We start from the raw sequence: 18,621 nt of genomic DNA, 5'->3' as shown, positions 1-18,621 counted from the left end.
CCCCCCCCCTGCCCCCCGTGCGTGGGTGGGGGGGGCCCTTCCCAACCACCCCGCCCCGCCCCCCCCCCCTCCGCGGTCTCGGCGAAGCTTGCGAGCCGTCAATTGGCATTGCGAGCGAACGAATGGACTCGGATACCGCCGCTCCCTGATTCACAGGACAGGCCCTAGGCGGATTCGACGGGCAGGCCCGCCGCAGTCCAGTCCTCGATGCCCTCTTTGTACTTGCGCACGTCGGTGTAGCCGAGGCCGCGGAGCCGCTCGGCGACCTGGCCGCTGTTGGGGCAGGCCTCGTTCGAGCAGTAGGTGACGATCGCGGCGTCGCGGTCGGGCAGCAGCTTCGGGGCCTGGGCGTCGACGTCGGCGAGCACGAGCGGGAGGGCCCCGGGCAGGTGCTGCTTCGCGTGGTACTCGCCGCCGAGGGCGTCGAGCACGGTCACGGTGCCGCCGGCGATCGCGGCCTGGAGTTCCTCGCGGGTGATGAGCGCGGTCATGGTGTCGCCTTCCGGTAAGTGGACTATAGTCCATATGTGTTCGACGATCTTAACGGACCGCAGTCCGTTTCTGCAACCCCTCTTGAGCTGCTGCGCACACCGCCGCCGAAGGAACGCGCCGACGCGGCCCGCAACCGCGCCGCGATCCTGGACGCGGCGGCCCGGCTCTTCGCCGCGCACGGGGTCGAGGCCGTCTCGATGGACCAGGTCGCGGCCGCCGCCGGGGTCGGCAAGGGCACGCTGTTCCGCCGCTTCGGCGACAAGGCCGGACTCGCAGCCGCCCTCCTCGACGCACGCGAACGCGTCCTTCAAGAAGCGGTCCTCAGCGGTCCGCCGCCGCTGGGACCCGGTGCGCCCGAACCGGACCGCCTCATCGCCTTCGCGGACGCGTACCTGGACTACGCGTTCGAGTACCTGCCGCTCGTGCGCATGTCGGAGACCGCGAGCCCGGGCGCGCGCTACCGGATCGGCGCCTACCGCTTCTGGCACCGCCACATCGCGATCCTGCTGCCGCGCAGCGAGGACCCCGAGCACGCGGCGCACGCCCTCCTCGCGATGCTCGACGCCGAGCTGCTGACCGCGCTGCTGCCCGACCTGGGGGAGGAGCGGATCAGATCGGGCGTCCGCCGAATGTGGACCGCAGCGGATCGGGACTGAGCGGGCACCCGGCGCCCGCCCGCTCGGCCAGCTCCTCCCGCAGGGACGCCAGCTCGGCCATCTTCGCGTCGACGACCGCGAGCTTCTCCGCGAACAGCGCCGATAGCGCGGCGGCCGAATCCGGTGCCTCCCTGAGCTCCGCGCCGTGCGCGGCGATCTCCGCGAGCGAGAACCCCAGCCGCTGCGCCGTGCGCACGTACGCGAGCCACGGGACCGCGTCGGCCCCGAACTCGCGGTAGCCGTTGGGGGAGCGGTGTGATTCGACCAACCCCGTCTTCTCATAGAACCGGATGGCGTCCCTGCTCAGGCCCGACCGCTCCGACAGCTCCCCGATGCGCACGCCGCCTCCCGCTCTGCTTCGACTTGACCCTGGAGTGCACTCCACCGTTTACGGTAGGCCGTCCCCGCCACCCGAACGAACGGAGCCTCCCATGACCGCACTCACCCTCACCGCCGCAACCGCGCCCGCCGCAACCGGACCCGCTAAATACCTGCGGCTCGTCCGCGCCAGCGCGATCTACGACCTCATCGTGACCGCCGCGTTCGCCACGCCGTGGACGTTCATGCTCCTGCACAACGCACTCGACGCCCTGAGCGGTGCACTCGGCCTGCGCGGCTTCCCCGAACTCGACCTCATGCAGGTCTTCTACGCCAACCTGATGGGCTCGGTCGTCGTGGTCTGGTCGCTGCTGCGGGTCGTGCGACCCCAAGTGCTGCACGGCCTCTTCGACGGGATCGCCCGCGTCCTGTTCTCCTCCGCGATGGTCTACGCCCTCGCGAACGGCGGCCCGCAGCTGCTGTGGGGCTTCCTGGTCCTGGAAGCCGCCTGGGGCGTCGCACAGCTCGGCCTCTGGAACCGGGCGCGCCGGGCCTAGTCCTCCGGCGGCAGCGGCTCGAGGACCCGGTTGTGGTGGCGCTGGAACACCATCGACGTCTGGAACCGGGCCACCTCGGGCCGCGTGCCGAGCCGGTCGACCAGGAACGCATGCAGCCGTTCGACATCGGGCACCGCCACATGGATCACGATGTCGCTGCCGCCGGAGACCACGAACAGCGTCACCACCTCCGGCCACGACCCCACCGTCTCCCGGAACGACTCGTAGGAGGACCGCTGGTGCTGGCGCAACTGCACCGACACCAGCGCCTCCGCACGCCGTCCGAGCGCGGCGAGGTCCACATCGGCCCCGTAGCCGCGGATCACGCCGCGCTTCGTCAGCGCCCGCACCCGCTCCAGCGCGGTCGACGGCGCGACCCCGAGCCGGCGGGCCAGTTCCCGGTTCGACAGCCGCGCATCCGACTGGAGCAACCGCACGATCGATGCGTCAAGTTCGTCCATCAGCGGATTATCGCCCCGATACCGGCCGAACGTTCGGCGAGCCCCCGCAACGGCCGAACGCGCGCCTAGCGTTGCTCCCCATGAACGACCGCACACCCGCGCACGGCACCCTCGGGACCGCGCGCGGCACCGCCCTCTACCTCGGCGCGATCCTCGGGCCCGGCGTGCTCGCCCTCCCCGGCCTGGCCGCGCACGCCGCCGGGCCCGCCGCACTCCTCGCCTGGGCCGCGCTCCTCGTCCTCTCGATTCCCGTGGCCGCCACCTTCGCCGAACTGGCCGCGCGCAGGCCGGACGCGGGCGGTGTCGCGACCTTCACCCGCGCGGCCTTCGGCGACCGCGCGGCCGCCGTCTGCGGCTGGTGGTTCTTCAGCGTCATCCCCGTGGGCGCCAGCTCGGCCGCGCTCGTCGGCGCGGCCTACATCGCCGACGCCGCCGGCCTCGGCCGCACCGCCGTCACCGCCATCGCCGCCCTGCTCCTGGCGATCGCATTCGCCGCCAACCACATCGGCCTGCGCCTCTCCGGCGGCGCCCAGCTCGTCCTCATGGGACTCCTCATCGCGCTCCTCGCGGCCGCGTGCGCCGCCGCCCTGCCGCACTTCGACCCGGCGAACCTGCGCCCGTTCGCGCCGCACGGCATCGCGGGCGTCTTCTCGGCCGCCGCGGTCCTGTTCTACGCCTTCTCGGGATGGGAGGCCGCGAGCCACCTCTCCGGCGAGTTCACCGACCCGAAGCGGCAGCTGCGCCGCGTCACCGCGCTCGCGCTGGCCGTCGTCGCCGCGGTCTACCTGGCCCTCGCGGTCGCCACCGCGGGCGTGCTGGGCGGGAGCGCCGCGAGTTCGGCGGTGCCGCTCACGGACCTGCTCGCGTACGGCTTCGGTCCGGCGGCGGCGCCGCTCACCGCGGTGTGCGCGGCCCTGCTCAGCTTGGGCGCCATGAACACCTTCATCGCCGGGGCGTCCCGGCTCGGGGCGGCGCTCGCGCGCGACGGCGCGATGCCCGCGCCGCTCGCGAAGGGCCACGAGCCGGGCCGCACGCCGCATCGCAGCCTCGCGGTGCTGGCGGTGCTCTCGGGGACCGCGTTCATCGGCGCGACCTGGTTCAGGCTCGGCCTCGACGTGCAGATGCGCGCGACTTCGGCGGTGCTCGCGGGCGTCACGGTCCTGGCGTGCGCGGCGGCGGTGCGGCTGCTCACGGGCCGGGCCCGGGTCAGGGCGCTGCTCGCGACGGCGTGCACGGCCGCGATCGGCACCGCGCTCTCGTGGTACCTGCTGCTGCCCTTGGGGATCGCGGTGCTCGCCCTCGCCTATCTACGCGTGAAGCGAAGGAGCCCCCTGCCGCACCCGGTTGCGGTGCGGCAGGAGGCGTAGCTGGTTTCCTTGCGGGTCAGCGGAAGTCGTCGGCGTGGTCGGCGACCCATTCGGCGTAGGTGCGGGCTGGGCGGCCGGTGACGGCCTCGGCGGTGGGGCCCCAGACCTCGCTCGAGCCGGCGGCGAGCATGTCGAGCAGGGACTCGGGCATGAACTTCGCGGCCACTTCGCGCGGCAGCGCTTCGACACTGATCGGGCGGCCGACGGCTTCGGCGATGAGCTCGACCTGGCGGCGCTGCGTCAGGTGCCCGGGGCCGTCGACGACGTGGATGCGGCCTTCGTGGCCGTCGCCGGTGAGCGCGGCGAAGGCGACCTCGGCGATGTCGCGCTCGTGGATCGGGTTGACGGGCGCGTCCGGATAGGGCAGGCGCACCACGTCCTCGTTGCGGATGGAATCGGCCCACCAGAGGGAGTTGCTGGCGAACATGGCGGGGCGGACGAAGGTCCACGGGATGCCGGAGGCCTCCAGCGGGCGCTCGGCCGCGACGTGCATGGCGCCGATCGCGTTCTCGGGGTCGGCCGAGGCCGCGGAGGACAGGAGCACGATGTGCTTGACCCCGGCCTCCTGCGCGGCGGCGAGGAACGCGTCGATGCCCTCGTGGGCGGCGTACATGAAGACCTTCTCGACGCCTTCCAGTGCGGGCGCGAGAGTCTCGGGGGCGGTGAAGTCGACCCGCACGGGCTCGACCCCCTTGGGGAGGTCGGTCGCGCCGGGGACGCGGCTGGCGGCGCGCACGGGCACGGAGGCCTCGAGCAGCAGGTCGATCACATTGCGGGCGATGGCGCCTCGGGCGCCGGTCACGAGCACGGTCATGATGCGGTGTTCCTTTCAGGGTGGTGTTCGGTTTCCGCGGCGAGCCTCGCGAGGATGCGAGACAGGGTGTCGCCGTAGCGGGTCTCGAATTCGGGGTCGTCGATGTCGATGCCGAAGAGGCGTTTCGCGGTGCGGCGGAACAGGACCGGCGCCAGGGTCATGCCCATCATCGCGATCTGCACCGCGGCCGGGTCGAGCTCGGGGTCGATCTCGCCGCGCGCCTGGCGTTCGCGCATCTGCTCCAGATCGCGGTCGGCGTCCTCTTGGGACTCCTCCTCGGGGAGGTCGTCGGCGAGGGCCTGCCACATGGCGAGGCGGCCGATCCGCGGGTCTTCGAGGTTGTCGTGCAGGTACCAGCGCATGACGTCCTCGGCGGGCACGGCCGGGCCAGCCTGGTCGCGCTCGTCCTCGAGCCATTCGCGCTGCATCGCGCGGTAGAGGCCCTCTTTGCCGCCGAAGTAGTAGCTGATGAGCTGCTTGTTCACGCCTGCGCGGGCCGCGATCCCCCCGACGCGGGCCCCGTCGTAGCCGTTGGCGGCGAACTCGGAGAGCGCCGCGTCGAGCAGCTTCCGCTTGGTGCGCTCGGCGTCCCGCACCCGCTCCGCGGACTCGGGGGAGCGTCGGACGGGCCTCTTCGGTTCCATGCCGAAGACGCTACCAGTTAATCAACCAAATGGATAATTGAATTATCTGTGAGGATGATTACCTCAGGCCGTCGTGCCTCCCGGCTTGCGTACGAGCAGGTAGCCGCAGTGGAAGCCGCGGATCTCGTCCTCCTCCGCGGCCACGACCTGCCGGACCACCTCCTGGAACCCGGCCTCGGCGAGCAGGTCCGCGACGCGGCCGACCGAGAGCCGGTACGCCGTCGTCACCGAGTGGTCGAACGCCCACGCGAGCTGCGAGGTGTCGGTGTGCGCCTGGAAGATCAGCAGCAGGTGCCCGCCGGGGGTCAGCAGCCGGAGCCATTCCTTGAAGACGCCGGGCAGCGCCTCGGGCGGCGTGTGGATGATCGAGGAGCGCGAGAGCATGCCGCCGAGCGTCCCGTCGGGCAGGTCGACCGCGGTCATCTCGCCGGTCGCGAACTCCAGGTCCGGGTACGCCTCGCGGGCGAGCGCGATCATCTCGGGGGAGAGGTCGACCCCGCGCGCCTCCAGGCCGAGGCCGGCCAGGTGGTCGGTCACATAGCCCGGCCCGCAGCCGATGTCGAGCACCCGCGGGTTCCCCGAGGCCAGCACGAGCTCGGTGAACGCCGCGATCATCGACCTGTCGAAGGTCCGCTCGCGCATCGAGTCCCGGAACCGCTCGAAGTACTCGCCGGCGAAGTGGTCGTACCGTTCGCGCGTGGTGCGCTCATACCCGCTGTCTCCCATGCCGGGACCCTACCGGGGGCGGTCTGCCGCGCTCGGGCCCGGCGCCTGCGCGCGGGCGGTACGCTCGACCACTATGTCGGAGAACGCCGAACGCCTCGCCCGGCTCGCCCGCGCCTGGGACGAGGCCGCCGCCGGGTACGAGGAGTACTTCGTCCCGCGCTTCGCGCCCTGGGTCGATCTCGCGGTCGCCGCCGCCGTCGACGCGGACCTCCCGGACGGCCCGGTCCTCGTGCCCTGCTGCGGTACCTTCCCCGAACTCGACCGGCTCGTCGAGCGCTGCCCGGCCCGCGAGATCGTCGGCATCGACCTCTCCCCGGGCATGGTCGACCTCGCCCGCGAGCGCGCGAACGAACGCCCGCATGTGAAGGCGATCGTGGGCGACGCCCAGACGCTCGACCCCCACTGGGCGGGGCGGTGCGCGGCGGTCGTCTCCGTCTTCGGCCTCCAGCAGATCCCCGACCCGCTGGCGGCCGTCCGCTCCTGGCTCGACGCCCTCCGCCCGGGCGGGCGCCTCTCGATAGTCTTCTGGCCCGACACCACCGAGGACGAGGGCCCCTTCGCGCTCGTCGCCGAGGTGGTGCGCGCGAGCCTCCCCGCCTTCGACGACTCGCGCTGGGAGGACGAGATCGCCGCGGCGGTCACGGACCACGGCGCCACCCTGGAACGGGACGAGCTCTCGGCGTTCCCGATGTCCCACGCGAGCGCCGCCGCCTACTTCGACGCGAGTACCCGCTCCGGTCCCCTTCGCGCCCTGGCGATCTCGCGCGGCGACGCGTTCATGGACCGCCTGCGCACGGCCTACCTCGCCGCGGCCCCGGAAGGCGAATGGCACCACCGCCCGCACGCCCGCCTGATCACGGCCCGCCGCTAGCGGTCAGTCGGGGAGGCGGCCGTTGAAGGCGGTCTGGAAGTAGCGGTGCTGGTCCAGGTGCGCGACGTACCTGGGGTCGGCGGCCTCGATGGTGAAGCGGGCCTTCTCGCCGCCGGGTTCGCTCTCGATGGCGAAGGACGCGATGATGGCGGCGGCGCGGCGGAGGAACTCGTCGCGTTCGGGTTTGAGGACGAGGTAGTGGTACCCGTTCGAGCTGCCGGTGGAGCCGTCGAGGCGGCCGGCGTAGTGGTCGGCGGCCTTCACCCTGGGTTGCAGGGGCGCTTTGGTTGCCGCGTCGAGGAGGTGGCCCTCCTCGTCGGTCCAGACCTGCTTGCCGAGGAAGAGTTCGAAGCACTCCTCGAACTCCTTGGCGGTGTCGAGGTGGAGCGCCATCGTGCCGAAGCCCTGGAACCAGGCGTCCATGAGCAGCTGCAGACCGAACTCGGTCCCGCGGGGGAACCGGGTGCCGGGTCCGAGGCGGCTGGTGAGCTGACCGTCGACCCTGGTTCCCTCACGGCCCCAGGTCAACACCTCGAAGATGGTCGTCATGGCGCGAATCATATCCAGTGGGGGCAAACCCGTCATCCACCGCTACTGCACGGTTACTCACGGGTAATAGCGGACGGGGAGGGCCCGAAGGCCCTCCCCGTCCGTCTCGCCGCTCAGCCCCAGTTGTCGATGTGCGGGTCGTGCGGCCACGGCGCGCCCGTGCCGGTCTCCAGGAGCTGCTTGAGGCTCACCAGGAACGAGCCCCACTTGGTGCTGCAGTGGTGCATGAACTCGACCGGCTCGGCCCACCCCTCGTGCTTGAACAGGACGACCGTGTAGTCGTCCTCCTGGCGCAGGTCCCAGTGAATCTTCGTGCCGATCCACTCGGGCGCGCTGCCGCCGACGACCTCCCAGAGGACGCGCGCGCCCGGCTCGAGCTCGGCGACCTCCATCTCGAAATCGCCGTTCTCGAACTTGAACGCGATGCGCCCGCCCACGTCCGTGGTGCCGGTCGTGTTCTCGGTCCACCACCTGGAGAGTCCCTCCAGTGTGGTCAGTGCGTCGTAGGTCTCGCCCACCTCCACGCCTTTGGCGGCGATGCGGTGCAGGATGTCCACCATGGTCTTTGCCCTTCTATCCTTCGTTCTGCGTCTCTTGCTGCTTCTCGATGGTCTCGGCGAGGCGCTTGATGCGCTGGAGCCGGGAATCCCACGAGGACCCGACCTCTTCGAGCTGGGCGACGGCGCGCGCCAGCTGGGTCTCGTCCACGCGGAAGTGCTTCTCGCGCCCGCTGGTCGCGGCGTGCACGAGGCCGACGCGGTCCAGGACGGCGAGGTGCTTCGCGACGGCCTGGCGGGTGACCGGCAGGTGCTCGCTCAGGCTGGTGGCCGTGCCGCTGCCGGTGCCGAGCAGCAGGTCGAGCATCCGGCGGCGGGTCGGGTCGCCGATCGCCGACCAGAGGTCGTCGTCGACCGCGGTGCTCATCGCCCGGCCCCGACCTTCTCGGCGTACGGCGCCAGGCGCGGGATGAAGTGGTCCCAGCCCGTGCTGTGGTCGGCGTGCTCGGCCGCGACCTTGGCCTCGGCCCAGCCGCGCTCGCGGAAGCCGGTCTCGGTCATCTTCAGGAGCGTGCCGGTGCCGGCGGGCTCGAGCTCGAAGACGACCAGGTAGGAGTTGCCGAGCGCGGCCTTCTCGCCGACCGGGTGGGTCCACCGGAACGAGAAGTGCCGCGGCGGCATGGCGTCCACGACGGTGAACTGCTCCCAGCCGATCCCTTCGCCGCCCTTGTCGAACCCGATGCGGCCGTCCCCGGTGGGGGAGAGTTCCGCTTCGTCGGGCCACCAGGCCTTGAGGTGCTCGGGACTGCTCACGACGTCGAAGACGACCTCTGGCGAGGCCTCGATGCGGATCTCCCGCTCGATCGATCCGAGTTCCATGACTGCCACCTTTCGCAACGTTTGGTTGCACATCACGTTACTCCGATCGACGGGGACGTGCAACCTTTAGTTGCTAAAAAGATCGGCAAGTGCGACCCGGTTTTCGGACGATCGTTCACAAATCGGCGCTGCGCCCGTGAGGCGCGTGGCAGGATTGCCGTCGGAGCAAAACGGCAGCAGGACGCCACGCGTCCCGGGAATCACAGACAGCACGGAGGTTCGACATGGCCAAGCTCGGCAGGACCGACATCGAGATCCACCCCCTCGTCCTGGGCACCAACACCTTCGGGTGGAACACCGAGGAGGCCGAGGCGCACGCCGTCCTCGACGCGTTCACCGCCGCCGGCGGCAACCTCGTCGACACCGCCGACTCCTACTCGGCCTGGGCCCCGGGCAACTCCGGCGGCGAATCCGAGACCGTCATCGGCACCTGGCTCGCCAAGAACCGCGACAAGAACCTCCTCGTCGCCACCAAGGTCTCCCAGCACCCCCAGTTCAAGGGCCTGGCCGGACCGAACGTCAGGGCCGCCGCCGAAGCCTCCCTCAAACGCCTCGGCGTCGAGGCCATCGACGTCTACTACGCCCACTTCGACGACCCCGACACGCCGCTCGAAGAGACCGTCACCGCCTTCAACGACCTCGTCGCCGCCGGCAAGGTCCGCCACATCGCCGTCTCCAACTACAGCCCCGAGCGGCTCCGCGAATGGCTCGACATCACCGAGCGCATCGGCGCGGCCCGCCCGGTCGCCCTGCAGCCCAAGTACAGCCTCGTCAGCCGCAGCACCTTCGAGCCGGGCCTGCGCGACATCGCCGTCGCCGAAGGCCTCAGCGGCCTCCCGTACCACGCGCTCGCCTCCGGCTTCCTCACCGGCAAGTACCGCACCGAGGCCGACCTCGAGCAGAGCGTCCGCGGCGGCTCGGCCGCCAAGCACCTCAACCCGTCCGGCCTCGCGATCATCGAGAAGCTCGACCGCATCGCCCAGGCCCGCGGCGTCGCCATCGCCTCGGTCGCGCTGGCGTGGACGCGCACCCGGGCCGGCATCACCGCGCCGATCGCGGGCGCCCGCACCGTCGACCAGCTCGGCCCGCTCCTCGCATCGGCCGAACTGGAGCTGACGCGGGACGAGTCGGACGAGCTCACTTCGCTCTCGGACGTCATCGGCGCGTAAGCGAACCGCGAAAGGGGCGGCCGGGTGAGGCCGGCCGCCCCTTCCGCCTATTGCGGCGTGTCGGCCCCTTCGACGTCGAACTCGAACATCTCGCCCGAGATCCCGGTCACGGTCAACTTGACCTCGTACTCGTCGCCGTTCGCGGGGTCGTGGAGCGTGCAGTAGATCTCCCGGTCCACGAAGACGTGGTGCGACCGGAGGCGCGCCCGCGCCCGGATCGGTGCACCGCACCGCGCGGTGTTCGGACCTATCATGGCGATATGCCCGATCGAGCGTCCGACGACCTCAGCAGTCTCCGGCTGCTCCGGCAGCGGGCGATGATGACCCAGGAGGAGCTGGCCCTCAAGTCCGGCGTCGGCACCCGCACCATCCGCGACATCGAATCGGGAAAGGTACGGCCGCAACCGAAGACCGTGCGCCTGCTCGCCGAGGCGCTGGGTCTGGCGGGGAACGGGCAGTCCCTGCTGGCCCGCGCGAGGGACCCGCTCGCACTGGTGCCCCGCGAACTGCCGCGGGCGCTCGCCTCGTTCGCCGGCCGCGGCGGCCACCTCGACGCGATCACCGCCGCGGTCGACGACGGCGCCGCCGTCGTCACCGTGCACGGCATGGCCGGCGTCGGGAAGACCTCCCTGGCGATCCGGGCCGCCCACACCCTCGCCCCCCGCTACCCCGACGGGCAGCTGTTCATCGACCTCCACGGGTTCAGCCAGGCCGGGCCCCGCCCGGGCCTGCGGTCGGTCCTGACGCGCGTGCTGCGCGGCCTCGACGTCGCCGAGCGGGCCCTGCCCGACGACACCGACGAGCTCACCGCCCGCTACCGCAGCGTCCTCGCCGACCGCCGCGTGCTCCTCGTCTTCGACAACGCCGTGAACGCCGAGCAGGTCGAGGCCCTGCTCCCGGGTACCTCGGTGAGCCTCGTCCTGGCCACGAGCCGCCGCGACCTCTCCCCGGTGGCGGGCGCGCACTCGGTGCCACTGGAACCGCCGCCGATGGGCGAGGCCGTGGCGATGATCGGCGCCGCCCTCGCCGACCGGATCACCCCCGACGAGGCCGTCGCGATCGCCGAACGCTGCGGACGCCTGCCCCTGGCGATGGGCCTGGCCGCGGCCCGCCTGCACAGCCGTCCACTGTGGCGGGCAGGGGACCTCCTGGACCGCCTCGCCGACGAGGACCGGCTCCTCGACGAGCTCGACATGGGCCACCGCGGCGTCGCCGCGGCCCTGCGCGCCTCCTACCTCGAACTCGACCCCGGCCTCCGCCGCCTCCTCCGGCGACTCGGCCTCGTCCCCGGCGACGACGTGGACGCCCACGCCGCCGCCGCACTGTGCGGCGACGACCCCGAGCGCACCGCCGCCATGCTCGAGTCCCTGGTCGACGTCCACCTCGCCGAGACCCGGTCGCCCGGCCGCTACCGCCTGCACGACCTGGTGCGGCTCTTCGCGACCCGGCTCGCCGCACTAGAAGAGACGCAGGCCGACCTCGACGAGGCCCTCCGCCGGATGCTCGGCGTCCACCTCCACTTCGCCTACCACGCGGCCGCCCGCCTCCACCCGAACAAGCGCCGCTTCGCCGAAGCCGCCGCCGCCCACGACGCCGGCCTCCCCGGCTTCGCGGACCAGCCCGCCGCGCTCTCCTGGTTCCAGACCGAACGCGGCAACCTCGAGGCCGCCGTGGTCGCCGCGGCCCGCGCCGACCGGCTGGAGGAGGCCTGGCACCTCGCGACGGCCTTCAACGCGTTCTTCGTCCACGACCCCGACACCGCCTTCGGCGGGCGCATGCGCGACAGCCCGCACACCGCCGTCAACCGGATCGCGCTCGACATCGCCCGCCGCACCGGCGACGCCCGCAAAGAGGCCTTCACCCTCGGCGACGCGGGACGCCAACTCGTGGCGGCCGGCCGCCACCGCGAGGCGATCGGCCACCTCCACCGGTCCGTCGCCCTCAAACGCGACCTCGGCGAGTTCGGCGACGCCGCACTGACACTGGCCAACATCGGCATCCTGTACCGGCGGTCCGGCCGCTTCGCCGAGTCGGTCGAGGTGCACGAGGCGGCGCTGGCGCAGGCGGAGGCGGTCGGCGACGATGCGGCGGCGGCGCTCATCAGCACGAACATGGTCGTTCCGCTGCTGCGGCTCGGGCGCTTCGCGGAGACCGAGCGCCGCCTCGCGGCGGCGGAGCGGCGGCTGGACGCGGGCGACGAGCACAACCGGATCCGCATCGAGGTCTTCCGCGGCGTGCTCGAACGCGAGCTCGGCGACCCGGCGAAGGCCGCGGACATGCACTCCGCCTGCCTCCAGGCCTACCGCGGCGAAGGCGCCACGGCCGACGGGACCGCGACCCTCATCGAACTGGGCGCGGACCTGCTGCGCGCGGGCCGGGCGGGCGAGGCCGCGACCCGGTTCGGACGGGCCGTCGAGCACGCGGAGCGGCTCGCGGACCCGTCGCTGGAGCGGACCGCCCGCAACGACCTCGGCCGCGCGCTCACCGCCTCGGGCCGGATCGCCGCGGCGGTCGGCGAGCACGAGCGGGCCGCCGCGCTCGCCGCCTCCTATCAGGACACCTATGAGCTCGCGCGGGCCCATCACGGCCTCGCCGATGCCGGCGCGCTCGGCGGCGACCCTGCGGAGGAGCTGCGCCACTTGCGTTCCGCCGCTGAGGGATACGAGGAGTGCGGCGTGCCGGAGGCCGCTGTGGTCGCCGAGCGGCTGGACGGTCTCGGGCGGCTCGGGTCGATCGGCTTACCGCACGGCAGCGCCCGCCCGGCGCAGTGCCGAGCGGGCGCTTGTAAGACGGCGACTAGGCGCAGGTCCAGGTGACCGCCTGGTGCATCTCCCTGCCGCCTTCGTAGCCGGAGACGGCCCAGCCCGCGATGAGGGTGCCGTCGGCGCTGATGGCCTCAGCGTTGTCGTAGTTGAGGTTGTCGGCCGCGTCGATCAGGCCCGGAAGCTCGTAGACGGTGGCACCGGTCTGGTAGGCCGCGGTCGGGGCGTTCCAGACGTGGCCGACGACCGTCCCGTCAGGACCGATCGCCACGGTCTCCTCGGACTGCCCGAGCCCGGTCATCTCGACGGTGCCCTTGGCAAGGTTCCAGCGGATCCCGGGCGCGTCGACGCCGGGGGCGTGGAGGGTGCCCGAGACCCAGTCGCCGTTGATCTCCATGGGATGGGCGTCGGCGTCGGCGAGGCTCACACCTGCGGGCATGGGCAGCATCCTGCCGACGCCACTCGAGGACCAGATGTACGGCTTGGTGTCGCCGCTGTGGTCGCCTTCAAGGGTGATGGTCCCGATGATCCTGCCGTCGTTGGCGATCGCGGTGGCCGCGCCCCACTGGGCGTTCTCCGGCAGTGCCAGCCGGACCGGGTTGGTCGTGCCGGCCCGCCACACGGTCGGATGCGTCACGCCGGTGTCCTTGTTGTAGACCTGGCCGACGATGTCGCCGCTCTCATTGATCCCGTACGCGAATCCCTGGCCGCCGAGCAGCCGGGTGAGGGTGCCGTCGCGCCAGACGTAGGGCAGCGGCACGTCGTTGACGAACGCGAACCCGGCGCCGACGCCCTTGGAGTTGACGTCTGCGATCTCCTGCCACTCGCCGGGCATCGGCACCTCGGTGACCTCGCCGCCGGCGTACAGGAGCGGGTAGTGGCGAAGGCCGGTCTCAGGATCGCTGTAGTCGAACGGCTCGGCCTGGTACGCGATGACCGAGCCGTCGCGGCTCATGCCGGTGACCTTCGCGGACTGGAACAGACCCTCGGGGATCGGGAGGGTTTCCAGCGTGCAGGCCTGGGCCGCTGCAACATCGGTCTCGGCCGCCGAGGCGAACTGGGTCGTGAACACGGTGGTCGCCGCGACCGCCGCGACGGCGGTGGCCGCCGCCAATGCCCTGCGGGAGTTGAACGTTCGTCGCGCCGTGAATGCCATGGTTTCGATGTCCTCAAGATTGAGCGGTTCGCCGTCAGGGCCACTATGCATGCGGCCCGGGCGGTTTTCGAGGCGGAAGACCGGCGGGATAGCGGCGGGATCGCCGCCCCCGAATCTCCGGAGACGGCAGCGGCCCAGGTCACGACGCACGACCAGGGCGGAGACCGGCGCATCGGAGCGCTAGTCTGCGTGCCATGGCTTCGAAGATCCAGACGTTCGGCAATGGCACTCCGTACGTACCCGCCGGCGGATGGGCGCTGATGTTCACCTGGCTGATCGACTTCGTGGTGTTCGTGCTCGGCTTCGCGTTCGCCTTCGTCGCCTTCGTGGTGGTCGACCAGTCCCGGCCGGAGGCGGAGCAGATCAGCGACGGGGGAGCCGTGATCATCGCGCTCGTCCTGCTGTTCGCCACGCCGCTCGTCTACGGCCTCTGGTACCGCGACGGCCGCGCGCTCGGCGCCGTGTGCACCGGGACCCGGCTGGTGCGGACGCGCGACGGCGGCCGGATCGGCGCGAAAGGCCCGTGGGCCATGCTGGTGCGCACCATCCTGCTGCCGCTCCTGATCGCCGGTGTGGTGCTCGGCGGCGGTCTCGGCCCGGGCGGCGAGCTGCCGCGGACCAGCATCGACGTGGCGCGCACCCGCCGCCTCCAAGAGCAGGGGTACCCGCTCACGCCGCGGGACGCCTCGCAGGTCTGACCGGGTTCACCTGCGTCGGCAGGTGTCGTACCCGCCGTCGTAGATCCGGCCCCACGAGACCCGGGCCGAGTTCATGAGCCCGTCGATCGAGTCGACGCCGTGCGCGCGCTGCTGGGCGACGAGGATGCCCGCGGCGGCGAGCGTGTCCGACGCCGCCTCGTGGTGGCGGGCGAGGTTCACGCCCGCGGCGGCGGCCACGTCGGGCAGCCGGTACGAGGGCATCGGCCAGGTCTGTTTCGCGATGACCATGGTGCAGGCGTAGCGCATCGCGGGCCAGGGAATGCCGGCGGCGGTGTTCGCGGCCCGGATGACCGAGGTGTCGAAGGAGGCGTTGTGCGCCACCAGCGGGTCGTCGCCGACGAACTCGTCCAGGCGCGACCACACCTGCCGCCAGCCGGGCGCACTGACCACATCGGACGCCTGGATGCCGTGGATCTGGGTATTGCGGTACTCAAACCGGCCGTGGCCGGCCGGGGGCCGGATGAGGGTCGCGAACCGGTCGACGACCTCCTCGCCCTTGACCCGCGCCACCGCCACCGAGCAGGCGCTGGCCCTGCTGCCGTTGGCGGTCTCGAAGTCGATCGCCACCCAAGAGTCCATCTGCCGCCCTTCCGCAAAGAGCCCGAAGGTTAGCAGCATCGCCAGTTCCGGGTGGCGCTCGCTCGGCGTGTGAGCGAGCCGGTTCCGGGCGGCGCCCGCGCAGCGTTGAGCGTGGCGGTATCGGGTGGCGCCCGCCCGGCGTGTAAGTGCGGCGGTTCCGGGTGGCGCTCGCTCGGCGCCGCGAAGTGGCGAGGAGAACTCGTATTGAGTGGAATGTCTGACCCGTGTGGGAGAGTCGTCTCATTTCTTCGGTTGGTCGGAGGTGGATGCGGGTGGGAAGGGGCATGCCCTATCGCCGCGCGGCGGCGCGCCGCCGCGCAAGCCGAAGGCCCTTGCCGCCGAACGGCGGCAAGGGCCTCATGCACTCGCTTCTGCGGATCCGACCGCCGTCCTAAACGGCCGGGGCCTTCGCGTACACCTCGATCTCGCTGAGGATGATCCAGCCGACCGTGCCGCCGGACCCGGCGGTCATGGCGACGCGGACCGCCGAAGCCTCGGCGTTCACCTCGACGTCGATGATCGGCGCTTCACCGGTCGGCACGTCCACGACGCCGCCCGCGTTCTGCCACACGCCCTCCGCGTCCAGGTACTGCACCTGGAGCGTGTCCGCGTAGCTGTTGCGCCCGCCGTCGCTCCAGAAGTGCGAGACCACGCGGGTCACGTCGCGCGCCTCCGGCAGCGTGACCGTGATGGTCTCCTCGGTATTGAACGGGCCCGACTTCCAGTTCGACCAGGCCTTGTCCGTCAGGTTCCCGTTGCGCAGGGCCTCAGTCGAATAGCCCGGCTCCGTGTACGTCGCCGAGGTCGTCACACCGTCGTTCACGGCCACATTGACCTCGATCGGGTCGGTCACCTCGACCTCGATGAGGGCCGGCAGCTCCGTCCCGTCGAGGAGCGTCGCGGTGCCCGCCAGCGTCACGGTGCCGTAGTCGTCGAACGCCCCCTCGGGCGCCGCCTCCCACACCACCGGCACCGCGGCCTCGGTACCCCTGTCGCCCAAGGCGATCACCGTTACCGGCAGGTCAGGGGTGAAGCCCGGGTACGTCTTCGCCGCGGCCGTGGCCGTCTCGCTGAACGTGTCGACGCTGACGACCGCCTTGGCGCGGAACGTGTTCCCGAGCGGGTCCGTCGCCGTGCCCTTCACGGTCACCGTACCGGTCTTGTCCCATTTGGACTCGTTCGGCATCCTCCACGTCACGGGCAGCGCCCCGCGCTCGCCGTCCCGGTACACGCCGGGCACCGTTGCGGGCAGCTCAGGCACGAAGCCCGGCACCGTGTACGCCTCGATCGAGGCCGCGTCGAGCACGGTCTCATCGGTCACCGCCCAGCGCTGGTTGCTCGCTGCGGTCGGCGTGTACGTCTGGACCGGCGAACCGTCGGCGGTCGCCTCGCCCCACACGTCGAGCACCAGGCCCGTCGCCTTGTTCACCGGCACGTACGTGCCGTCGCCCGTCGTCGACAGGTACCACTGCGCGGCCTCGGACGGATCGTCCTCGGCCTCCTCGAGCACCGCCAGGCCCTCATCGGACACCGCCAAGCGGGTCCCGTTGGCGGCGTTCGTGATCGAGTGCAGCTCGCGGTTGGAGTAGCCGTCGGTCAGCCGCTCGACCTCCCACAGCTGCGCGGCGCTGGACGCGTCGTCGGTCTTGAGCACGATGCCCGTGCCGTCCTCGGACGGCGCGAGCGACTTGCCGCTCTGCACGCCGTCGAACCGGTATACGTGGTCGTCCTGCACCATGGCCGCGTCGTCATCGACGCCCGAGACGCCCTCGACGATGAACGTGGTCACGGACTTGCCCGGGACGGTGAGGGTCGCGGCGTCGCCGCGCACCCGCACCGGCTCGCCCTCGACGAGTGCGCCGTCGGCGCTGGTGACCACCGGGGTCACCGTGGCGCCGCGCTTGACCGAGTCGAATTTGGACAGGTCGAGCGTGACGTTGACGGCGCCTTCGGCGTTGTTCGTGTAGACGACGCTCGCGCCGCTGCCGTCGGCCTTGACCGCCGCTGTGGTCGAGGTGTCGTCGGTGCCGATGATGAAGTCGCCCGGCTCGATGTAGTGCGTGAAGTTCCGGATCGTGTGGTACTTCGTGTTGGTCTCGATCCCGCAGGTCTCGAGGGTGTCCTCGGCCGTGCAGTCGAACGGCAGCTGGATCGAGCCCCAGCTGTGGCCCAGGTTCTTGTCCTCGATCGGCTGCCACAGCACCCACGCCGACGGCTCCAGCTCGCGCAGGTCGTCGGTGATGCGGGTGGCCATGCCCAGGCCGTTCTCCATGGAGGTGTAGTCCTGGCCGTCGGTCCAGGCGCCGCCGACCTCGCTCATCCACAGCGGCTTGTCGCTGCCCTTGGCGAGGTCGCGGACGCCGGTGCGCCCGCCGGTGCCGTAGGTGTGGACGTTCATCTGCTCGACGTTCGCCCGGGACTCCTCGGTGTAGGCGTTCCAGTTCGTCGTGAACTTGCCCGGGTTGGTCTCGTCCATCGCCGAGATCACGGTGTCCAGTTCGGACTCCGAGAGCTGCGCCGCGAGCGCGTTGATGACCAGCTGCTGCAGCTCGGGCCCGGCGTGCGCGCCCTCCTGGCCGCCGCCGGTCGGCTGCACGCCGTCCGCGCCGAGCTGGGTGCCCCAGTAGTTCGTGTTGGGCTCGTTGAGCGGGTCCACGGTGTCGAACTCGATGCCGTGCTCGGCCTCGAGGTGCGCCATGACCTCGGTCAGGTACGTCGCGAACTCGTCGACCGATTCGGTGCGGATCTGGTCGGTGTTCGCGTCGAACCCGCCGGAGGCGTAACCGGAGACGGTCTGGAAGTACGGCGGGGAGTTGGAGAACGCCTCCCAGTGGGTGACGTCCGCCTTGATCTGGTCGATCCACCAGCGCTGGTTGGCGTCCGCGTCCCAGTTCCAGTGCTCGGGGTTCTCGGGGTCCCACCAGTCCTTGTCCTCGTGGGTGGTGCCGTCGGGGGCGGCCCAGTAACCGGGGACGGCGGAGGCGCCGCCGCGCAGGTACTCGTTGTCGATGTTCGGGGCGTTGCCGCCGCCGATGTTGTACCGCGCGATGTTGAGGTTGAGGCCCTCGGCGCCGAAGACCATGTCCACCAACTGGTTACGGATCTCGTCGGGGTAGCCGCCGGTGGCGTTGGCGAACCAGACGAGGCTCGTGCCCCAGCCTTCGAACTCCTGGCCGCGGTAGGAGGGGTCGAGGGTGACGCGCACGTCGGTCGCCTCGGTCTCCTGGGCGCTGGCGCCCGCGTTGATGAGCGGCAGGGCGGACGCGGTGATCACGGCGGCGAGGCCTACCGCACCGGCCGCGGCCAGTGGGCGCCTGCGCCTCGGTCGGGGAGATGACATCGTTGTCTCCTTCAAAGGGGGTGCAATCGAGTGACTTGAATATTGCACAAAATCCAACGCTTGTG

At 71.4% G+C, this 18,621-nt stretch carries 21 protein-coding genes; 7 read left to right on the top strand and 14 right to left on the bottom strand.

Annotated elements, in window-relative coordinates; translation table 11 throughout:
- Positions 1–164: 164 nt before the first annotated feature.
- The gene (locus O2L52_RS20770) at positions 165–491 is read right to left on the bottom strand and encodes a rhodanese-like domain-containing protein (RefSeq protein ID WP_270117931.1); all 327 of its coding nucleotides are present in this window, start codon (positions 489–491) and stop codon (positions 165–167) included.
- A 36-nt stretch (positions 492–527) separates the two neighbouring features.
- Here O2L52_RS20770 and O2L52_RS20765 point away from each other — a divergent pair, with 36 nt between their 5' ends.
- Positions 528–1,148 carry a TetR/AcrR family transcriptional regulator gene (locus tag O2L52_RS20765; RefSeq protein ID WP_270117930.1) on the top strand — a complete coding sequence of 207 codons (621 nt, stop codon included), beginning with the start codon at positions 528–530 and terminating at the stop codon, positions 1,146–1,148.
- Here the strand turns inward: O2L52_RS20765 and O2L52_RS20760 are convergent.
- The gene (locus O2L52_RS20760) at positions 1,102–1,488 is read right to left on the bottom strand and encodes a MerR family transcriptional regulator (RefSeq protein ID WP_270117929.1); all 387 of its coding nucleotides are present in this window, start codon (positions 1,486–1,488) and stop codon (positions 1,102–1,104) included. The genes O2L52_RS20765 and O2L52_RS20760 overlap by 47 nt on opposite strands.
- A gap of 91 nt (positions 1,489–1,579) precedes the next feature.
- On the opposite strand from O2L52_RS20760, the gene O2L52_RS20755 reads away from it, so the two are divergent.
- The gene (locus O2L52_RS20755) at positions 1,580–2,023 is read left to right on the top strand and encodes a hypothetical protein (RefSeq protein ID WP_270117928.1); all 444 of its coding nucleotides are present in this window, start codon (positions 1,580–1,582) and stop codon (positions 2,021–2,023) included.
- On the opposite strand, the gene O2L52_RS20750 is transcribed toward O2L52_RS20755, so the two are convergent.
- The gene (locus O2L52_RS20750) at positions 2,020–2,484 is read right to left on the bottom strand and encodes an Lrp/AsnC family transcriptional regulator (RefSeq protein ID WP_270117927.1); all 465 of its coding nucleotides are present in this window, start codon (positions 2,482–2,484) and stop codon (positions 2,020–2,022) included. The genes O2L52_RS20755 and O2L52_RS20750 overlap by 4 nt on opposite strands.
- An 80-nt stretch (positions 2,485–2,564) precedes the next feature.
- On the opposite strand from O2L52_RS20750, the gene O2L52_RS20745 reads away from it, so the two are divergent.
- Positions 2,565–3,851 (top strand): APC family permease, encoded by a 1,287-nt coding sequence (locus O2L52_RS20745; protein WP_270117926.1) that lies wholly within the window; start codon positions 2,565–2,567, stop codon positions 3,849–3,851.
- A 16-nt stretch (positions 3,852–3,867) separates the two neighbouring features.
- Here O2L52_RS20745 and O2L52_RS20740 read toward each other — a convergent pair whose 3' ends face one another.
- The 3 genes from O2L52_RS20740 to O2L52_RS20730 all read right to left on the bottom strand — a co-directional run bounded on the left by O2L52_RS20740 (position 3,868) and on the right by O2L52_RS20730 (position 6,035).
- The gene (locus O2L52_RS20740; RefSeq protein WP_270117925.1) at positions 3,868–4,665 is read right to left on the bottom strand and encodes an NAD(P)H-binding protein; all 798 of its coding nucleotides are present in this window, start codon (positions 4,663–4,665) and stop codon (positions 3,868–3,870) included.
- The gene (locus O2L52_RS20735; protein WP_270117924.1) at positions 4,662–5,309 is read right to left on the bottom strand and encodes a TetR/AcrR family transcriptional regulator; all 648 of its coding nucleotides are present in this window, start codon (positions 5,307–5,309) and stop codon (positions 4,662–4,664) included. Before O2L52_RS20735 ends, O2L52_RS20740 begins: the two co-directional genes overlap by 4 nt.
- Before the next feature lie 63 nt (positions 5,310–5,372).
- The gene (locus tag O2L52_RS20730; protein WP_270117922.1) at positions 5,373–6,035 is read right to left on the bottom strand and encodes a class I SAM-dependent DNA methyltransferase; all 663 of its coding nucleotides are present in this window, start codon (positions 6,033–6,035) and stop codon (positions 5,373–5,375) included.
- A 73-nt stretch (positions 6,036–6,108) separates the two neighbouring features.
- Here O2L52_RS20730 and O2L52_RS20725 point away from each other — a divergent pair, with 73 nt between their 5' ends.
- A complete protein-coding gene (locus tag O2L52_RS20725; RefSeq protein ID WP_270117921.1) occupies positions 6,109–6,906 on the top strand; it encodes a class I SAM-dependent methyltransferase in 798 nt (265 codons plus the stop codon).
- A gap of 3 nt (positions 6,907–6,909) precedes the next feature.
- Here O2L52_RS20725 and O2L52_RS20720 read toward each other — a convergent pair whose 3' ends face one another.
- The 4 genes from O2L52_RS20720 to O2L52_RS20705 form a co-directional block, all read right to left on the bottom strand.
- Positions 6,910–7,455, bottom strand: coding sequence for a hypothetical protein (locus O2L52_RS20720; RefSeq protein WP_270117919.1), 546 nt, complete (start codon positions 7,453–7,455; stop codon positions 6,910–6,912).
- A 113-nt stretch (positions 7,456–7,568) separates the two neighbouring features.
- A complete protein-coding gene (locus tag O2L52_RS20715) occupies positions 7,569–8,015 on the bottom strand; it encodes an SRPBCC family protein (protein WP_270117917.1) in 447 nt (148 codons plus the stop codon).
- Positions 8,016–8,028: 13 nt separating this feature from the next.
- On the bottom strand, positions 8,029–8,379 hold the full coding sequence (locus O2L52_RS20710; protein ID WP_270117915.1) for an ArsR/SmtB family transcription factor: 351 nt from the start codon (positions 8,377–8,379) through the stop codon (positions 8,029–8,031).
- Positions 8,376–8,831: an SRPBCC domain-containing protein gene (locus tag O2L52_RS20705; protein WP_270117913.1), complete on the bottom strand. Its 456-nt coding sequence runs from the start codon at positions 8,829–8,831 to the stop codon at positions 8,376–8,378. The genes O2L52_RS20710 and O2L52_RS20705 overlap by 4 nt, the downstream gene beginning before the upstream one ends.
- A 224-nt stretch (positions 8,832–9,055) precedes the next feature.
- Between O2L52_RS20705 and O2L52_RS20700 the strand changes: the two genes are divergently transcribed.
- A complete protein-coding gene (locus O2L52_RS20700) occupies positions 9,056–10,000 on the top strand; it encodes an aldo/keto reductase (RefSeq protein WP_270117911.1) in 945 nt (314 codons plus the stop codon).
- 47 nt (positions 10,001–10,047) lie between these two features.
- Here O2L52_RS20700 and O2L52_RS20695 read toward each other — a convergent pair whose 3' ends face one another.
- Positions 10,048–10,179 carry a hypothetical protein gene (locus tag O2L52_RS20695; protein WP_270117909.1) on the bottom strand — a complete coding sequence of 44 codons (132 nt, stop codon included), beginning with the start codon at positions 10,177–10,179 and terminating at the stop codon, positions 10,048–10,050.
- 81 nt (positions 10,180–10,260) lie between these two features.
- Here O2L52_RS20695 and O2L52_RS20690 point away from each other — a divergent pair, with 81 nt between their 5' ends.
- Positions 10,261–12,816 carry an ATP-binding protein gene (locus O2L52_RS20690; RefSeq protein ID WP_270117908.1) on the top strand — a complete coding sequence of 852 codons (2,556 nt, stop codon included), beginning with the start codon at positions 10,261–10,263 and terminating at the stop codon, positions 12,814–12,816.
- On the opposite strand, the gene O2L52_RS20685 is transcribed toward O2L52_RS20690, so the two are convergent.
- On the bottom strand, positions 12,797–13,918 hold the full coding sequence (locus O2L52_RS20685; protein ID WP_270117907.1) for a hypothetical protein: 1,122 nt from the start codon (positions 13,916–13,918) through the stop codon (positions 12,797–12,799). The genes O2L52_RS20690 and O2L52_RS20685 overlap by 20 nt on opposite strands.
- A 194-nt stretch (positions 13,919–14,112) precedes the next feature.
- Here O2L52_RS20685 and O2L52_RS20680 point away from each other — a divergent pair, with 194 nt between their 5' ends.
- Entirely contained in the window at positions 14,113–14,616 is a 504-nt protein-coding gene (locus O2L52_RS20680; protein WP_270117906.1) for an RDD family protein, read from the top strand.
- 6 nt (positions 14,617–14,622) lie between these two features.
- On the opposite strand, the gene O2L52_RS20675 is transcribed toward O2L52_RS20680, so the two are convergent.
- Together O2L52_RS20675 and O2L52_RS20670 are read right to left on the bottom strand one after the other, a co-directional pair.
- Complete coding sequence (locus O2L52_RS20675; protein ID WP_270117905.1) at positions 14,623–15,216, bottom strand: 3'-5' exonuclease; 594 nt, start codon at positions 15,214–15,216, stop codon at positions 14,623–14,625.
- A 391-nt stretch (positions 15,217–15,607) separates the two neighbouring features.
- Positions 15,608–18,556, bottom strand: coding sequence for an RICIN domain-containing protein (locus O2L52_RS20670; protein ID WP_270117904.1), 2,949 nt, complete (start codon positions 18,554–18,556; stop codon positions 15,608–15,610).
- Positions 18,557–18,621: the final 65 nt, after the last annotated feature.

The sequence above is a fragment of the Glycomyces algeriensis genome, from assembly GCF_027622855.1.
In the GTDB taxonomy this organism is placed as follows: Bacteria; Actinomycetota; Actinomycetes; order Mycobacteriales; family Micromonosporaceae; genus Glycomyces; species Glycomyces algeriensis.
The sequence above is the reverse complement of the archived record's forward strand: the minus strand, read 5'-3'. Positions and strand labels throughout refer to the sequence as shown.

Excerpts from the sequence above, each read along its gene's own strand:
- O2L52_RS20700 (WP_270117911.1), top strand. The coding sequence starts at position 9,056 with ATGGCCAAGCTCGGCAGGACCGACATCGAGATCCACCCCCTCGTCCTG.
- O2L52_RS20755 (WP_270117928.1), top strand. The coding sequence starts at position 1,580 with ATGACCGCACTCACCCTCACCGCCGCAACCGCGCCCGCCGCAACCGGA.
- O2L52_RS20715 (WP_270117917.1), bottom strand. The coding sequence starts at position 8,015 with ATGGTGGACATCCTGCACCGCATCGCCGCCAAAGGCGTGGAGGTGGGC.
- O2L52_RS20725 (WP_270117921.1), top strand. The coding sequence starts at position 6,109 with ATGTCGGAGAACGCCGAACGCCTCGCCCGGCTCGCCCGCGCCTGGGAC.
- O2L52_RS20670 (WP_270117904.1), bottom strand. The coding sequence starts at position 18,556 with ATGTCATCTCCCCGACCGAGGCGCAGGCGCCCACTGGCCGCGGCCGGT.
- O2L52_RS20730 (WP_270117922.1), bottom strand. The coding sequence starts at position 6,035 with ATGGGAGACAGCGGGTATGAGCGCACCACGCGCGAACGGTACGACCAC.
- O2L52_RS20750 (WP_270117927.1), bottom strand. The coding sequence starts at position 2,484 with ATGGACGAACTTGACGCATCGATCGTGCGGTTGCTCCAGTCGGATGCG.
- O2L52_RS20705 (WP_270117913.1), bottom strand. The coding sequence starts at position 8,831 with ATGGAACTCGGATCGATCGAGCGGGAGATCCGCATCGAGGCCTCGCCA.
- O2L52_RS20735 (WP_270117924.1), bottom strand. The coding sequence starts at position 5,309 with ATGGAACCGAAGAGGCCCGTCCGACGCTCCCCCGAGTCCGCGGAGCGG.
- O2L52_RS20720 (WP_270117919.1), bottom strand. The coding sequence starts at position 7,455 with ATGACGACCATCTTCGAGGTGTTGACCTGGGGCCGTGAGGGAACCAGG.
- O2L52_RS20685 (WP_270117907.1), bottom strand. The coding sequence starts at position 13,918 with ATGGCATTCACGGCGCGACGAACGTTCAACTCCCGCAGGGCATTGGCG.
- O2L52_RS20690 (WP_270117908.1), top strand. The coding sequence starts at position 10,261 with ATGCCCGATCGAGCGTCCGACGACCTCAGCAGTCTCCGGCTGCTCCGG.
- O2L52_RS20770 (WP_270117931.1), bottom strand. The coding sequence starts at position 491 with ATGACCGCGCTCATCACCCGCGAGGAACTCCAGGCCGCGATCGCCGGC.
- O2L52_RS20745 (WP_270117926.1), top strand. The coding sequence starts at position 2,565 with ATGAACGACCGCACACCCGCGCACGGCACCCTCGGGACCGCGCGCGGC.
- O2L52_RS20740 (WP_270117925.1), bottom strand. The coding sequence starts at position 4,665 with ATGACCGTGCTCGTGACCGGCGCCCGAGGCGCCATCGCCCGCAATGTG.
- O2L52_RS20710 (WP_270117915.1), bottom strand. The coding sequence starts at position 8,379 with ATGAGCACCGCGGTCGACGACGACCTCTGGTCGGCGATCGGCGACCCG.
- O2L52_RS20680 (WP_270117906.1), top strand. The coding sequence starts at position 14,113 with ATGGCTTCGAAGATCCAGACGTTCGGCAATGGCACTCCGTACGTACCC.
- O2L52_RS20675 (WP_270117905.1), bottom strand. The coding sequence starts at position 15,216 with ATGGACTCTTGGGTGGCGATCGACTTCGAGACCGCCAACGGCAGCAGG.